The sequence below is a fragment of the Corallococcus llansteffanensis genome, assembly GCF_003612055.1.
Classification (GTDB): Bacteria; Myxococcota; Myxococcia; order Myxococcales; family Myxococcaceae; genus Corallococcus; species Corallococcus llansteffanensis.
On the sequence record NZ_RAWB01000764.1, the window covers coordinates 1 to 3,905 of the forward strand.

Below are 3,905 nucleotides of genomic sequence, written 5' to 3' on the forward strand. Positions count from 1 at the left end.
GTGCCGTGGGACGGCGGGCCTGTTCGGCCTGGCGCAGGGCTTCGGCCTGGCGGGCTTCTTCCGCGAGGCGTTGGAGTTCGGCGTGTCTCAGCGCTTCGGCGCGTTGGGCTTCGGCTTCGGCTTCGGCTTGGAGTCGCGCCTCTTCGGCGAGGCGGGCTTCTTCCTCACGAAGCTGAGCCTCTTCCGCGAGCCGGATCTCTTCGGCGATCCGGGCGGCTTCCTCCGCGCGAAGCCGGGCTTCTTCGGCTGCGCGCAGGCGAGCTTCTTCGGCGAGCCGGGCCTCCTCCGCGAGGCGAATCTCCTCCGCGAGGCGGGCCTCTTCGGCGAGCCGAGCTTCTTCCTCAGCACGGAGCCGGGCTTCTTCCGCGAGCCGGGCTTCTTCCGCTACGCGAGCCTCTTCGGCGAGTCGAGCCTCTTCCGCGAGCCGGGCTTCTTCCGCGAGGCGGGCCTCTTCGGCGAGCCGAGCTTCTTCCTCAGCACGGAGCCGGGCCACTTCCGCGAGCCGGGCTTCTTCCGCTACGCGAGCCTCTTCGGCGAGTCGAGCCTCTTCCGCGAGCCGGGCTTCTTCCGCGAGTCGAGCCTCTTCCGCGAGTCGAGCCTCTTCCGCGAGCCGAGCCTCTTCCGCGAGCCGAGCCTCTTCCGCGAACCGAGCTTCTTCCTCGGCACGAAGCCTCGCCTCTTCCGCGAGTCGAGCCTCTTCCTCATCACGAAGTCGGGCCTCCTCCGCGAGGCGAATCTCCTCCGCGAGTCGAGCCTCTTCCTCAGCACGAAGCCGGGCTTCTTCGGCGAGTCGAGCCTCTTCGGCGAGTCGAGCCTCTTCGGCGAGTCGAGCCTCTTCGGCGAGTCGAGCCTCTTCGGCGAGTCGAGCCTCCTCGGCGAGTCGAGCCTCTTCGGCGAGTCGAGCCTCTTCCTCAGCACGGAGCCGGGCCTCTTCCGCGAACCGAGCTTCTTCCTCGGCACGAAGCCTCGCCTCTTCCGCGAGTCGAGCCTCCTCAGCGAGGCGAGCCTCTTCCTCAGCACGGAGCCGGGCCTCTTCTGCAAGCCGGGCTTCTTCGGCTACGCGCGCTTCTTCCTCGGCACGAAGCCGGGCCTCTTCCGCGAGACGCGCCTCCTCGACGAGCCGAGCCTCTTCCGCGAGTCGAGCCTCTTCCGCGAGTCGAGCCTCTTCCTCAGCACGGAGCCGGGCCTCTTCCGCGAGTCGAGCCTCTTCCTCGGCACCAAGCCGGGCCTCCTCCGCGAGTCGGGCCTCTTCCTCAGCACGAAGTCGAGCCTCCTCGGCGAGCCGGGCCGCCTCAGCAAGACGGGCCTCCTCAGCGAGTCGAGCCTCTTCCGCGAGCCGAGCTTCTTCCTCAGCACGGAGCCGAGCCTCTTCCGCGAGGCGAATTTCCTCCGCGAGCCGAGCCTCTTCCGCGAGACGGGCCTCTTCCTCGGCACGAAGCCTGGCCTCTTCCGCGAGCCGAGCTTCTTCCTCAGCACGGAGCTGAGCCTCTTCCGCGAGACGGGCCTCTTCCGCGAGACGGGCCTCTTCCGCGAGACGGGCCTCTTCCGCGAGACGGGCCTCTTCCGCGAGACGGGCCTCTTCCGCGAGACGGGCCTCTTCCGCGAGTCGAGCCTCTTTCTCGACACGAAGCCAGGCCTCTTCCGCGAGACGAGCCTCTTCCGCGAGACGAGCTTCTTCTTCAGCGCGGAGCCGGGCTTCTTCCGCAAGCCGGGTTTCTTCGGCTACGCGCGCTTCTTCTTCGGCACGAAGCCTCGCCTCTTCCGCGAGACGAGTCTCTTCCTCGGCACGAAGCCTGGCCTCTTCCGCGAGCCGGGCCTCTTCCGCGAGGCGAGCCTCCTCGGCGAGTTGAGCCTCTTCCGCGAGACGAGCCTCCTCGGCGAGCCGGGCCTCTGCCTCAGCACGAAGTCGAGCCTCTTCGGCGAGGCGAGCCTCTTCGGCGAGGCGAGCCTCTTCGGCGAGGCGCGCCTCTTCGGCGAGGCGCGCCTCTTCGGCGAGGCGCGCCTCTTCGGCGAGTCGAGCCGCCTCAGCGAGCCGGGCCTCTTCCTCAGCACGAAGGCGAGCCTCTTCGGCGAGCCGGGCCTCCTCTGCCTCAGCACGGAGCCGGGCTTGCTCCGCGAGACGTGCATCTTCCGCGAGCCGAGCTTCTTCCTCCGCCTCCGCCCGAAGCCGCTCTTCTTCCTCACGAAGCTGAGCCTCTTCCGCGAGGCGAATCTCTTCGGCGATCCGAGCGGCTTCCTCCGCGCGAAGCCGGGCTTCCTCCGCGAGCCGAGCTTCTTCGGCTGCGCGCAGGCGAGCTTCTTCGGCGAGCCGGGCCTCCTCCGCGCGCCGGGCTTCTTCTGCTGCGCGCAGACGAGCTTCTTCCGCGAGCCGGGCCTCTTCGGCTACACGCGCTTCTTCCTCGGCACGAAGCCGGGCCTCCTCCGCGAGCCGGGCCTCTTCCGCGAGACGGGCCTCTTCCGCGAGACGGGCCTCTTCCGCGAGACGAGCTTCTTCCTCAGCACGAAACCGGGCCTCCTCCGCGAGCCGAGCTTCTTCTTCAGCACGAAACCGGGCCTCTTCCGCGAGGCGGGCCTCCTCCGCGAGTCGGGCCTCCTCCGCGAGGCGGGCCTCTTCCGCGAGGCGGGCCTCTTCCGCGAGGCGGGCCTCCTCCGCGAGGCGGGCCTCCTCCGCGAGCCGAGCTTCTTCCTCAGCACGAAACCGGGCCTCTTCCGCGAGCCGAGCTTCTTCCTCAGCACGAAGCCGAGCCTCTTCGGCGAGCCGGGCTTCTTCGGCTACGCGCGCTTCTTCCTCGGCACGAAGCCTCGCCTCTTCCTCAAGCCGAGCCTCCTCGGCGAGGCGGGCCTCTTCCTCGGCACGAAGCCGAGCCTCTTCGGCGAGCCGAGCCTCTTCGGCGAGCCGAGCCTCTTCCGCGAGCCGAGCCTCTTCGGCGAGCCGAGCCTCTTCCGCGAGCCGAGCCTCTTCCGCGAGTCGGGCCTCCTCCGCGAGCCGAGCCTCTTCCGCGAGACGGGCCTCTTCCGCGAGCCGGGCCTCTTCCGCGAGACGGGCCTCTTCCGCGAGTCGAGCCTCTTCCGCCAACCGAGCTTCTTCTTCAGCACGGAGCCGGGCTTCTTCCGCGAGTCGGGCTTCTTCGGCTACGCGCGCTTCTTCCTCGGCACGAAGCCGAGCCTCCTCGGCGAGTCGAGCCTCTTCGGCGAGTCGAGCCTCTTCCGCGAGCCGAGCCTCCTCGATCGCGCGAAGCCGGGCCTCTTCCGCCAGCCGGGCCTCCTCCGCCAACCGCGCCTCTTCCGCGAGCCGAGCCTCCTCGATCGCGCGAAGCCGGGCCTCCTCCGCCAGCCGGGCCTCTTCAATCGCGCGAAGCCGGGCCTCCTCCGCCACCCGCTCCGCCTCAAGGCGCGCAAGCTCCGCCAGTCGCGCCTCTTCCGCGAGCCGGGCCTCCTCCGCCACCCGCTCCGCCTCAAGGCGCGCGATTTCCGCCAACCGCTCCGCCTCGATGCGCGCGAGCTCCGCCAGCCGTGCTTCCTCCGCCAGCCGCTCCGCCTCCTCGCGCCGGCGCGCCTGCTCGATGCTCCAGGCCTCCTCCTCCGCCTGCCGCAGCTCCTCCTCGCGCCGCAGCCGCTCGCGCTCCTCCCAGTCCTCCACTGACAGGGCCTCGATGCGCCCCTCGCGCTCCAGCACGCGCAGCAGCGCCTGCTGTGCCCCCGTCAGCGCCTCCGGCTGCCGGAACGCCCCCAGCGTCTCCAGGAGCTGCCGCTCCGACGCATCCGTCAGCCACGGCTCGCACGCGGCCACCTCCGGACACCGGTACACCCTCGCGGGCACCGCCTCGCTCGGGGTCGGCTCCAGCGCCGCTCGCACCACCCTCACGCCCGCGATGGGCGCGAAGTCCCCCGCCGCCTCCACCGCC

At 70.6% G+C, this 3,905-nt stretch carries 1 protein-coding gene and 1 pseudogene; one reads left to right on the forward strand and one right to left on the reverse strand.

Going from position 1 to position 3,905, the window contains the following annotated elements; translation table 11 throughout:
* Positions 1-3,676: pseudogene (locus D7V93_RS47885) on the reverse strand (hypothetical protein); the annotation flags it as partial.
* Here D7V93_RS47885 and D7V93_RS46280 point away from each other — a divergent pair.
* Positions 3,654-3,905: hypothetical protein (locus tag D7V93_RS46280; protein ID WP_208723306.1), on the forward strand; the 252-nt coding region annotated here is incomplete at its 3' end. The pseudogene D7V93_RS47885 and the gene D7V93_RS46280 sit on opposite strands and share 23 nt — an antisense overlap.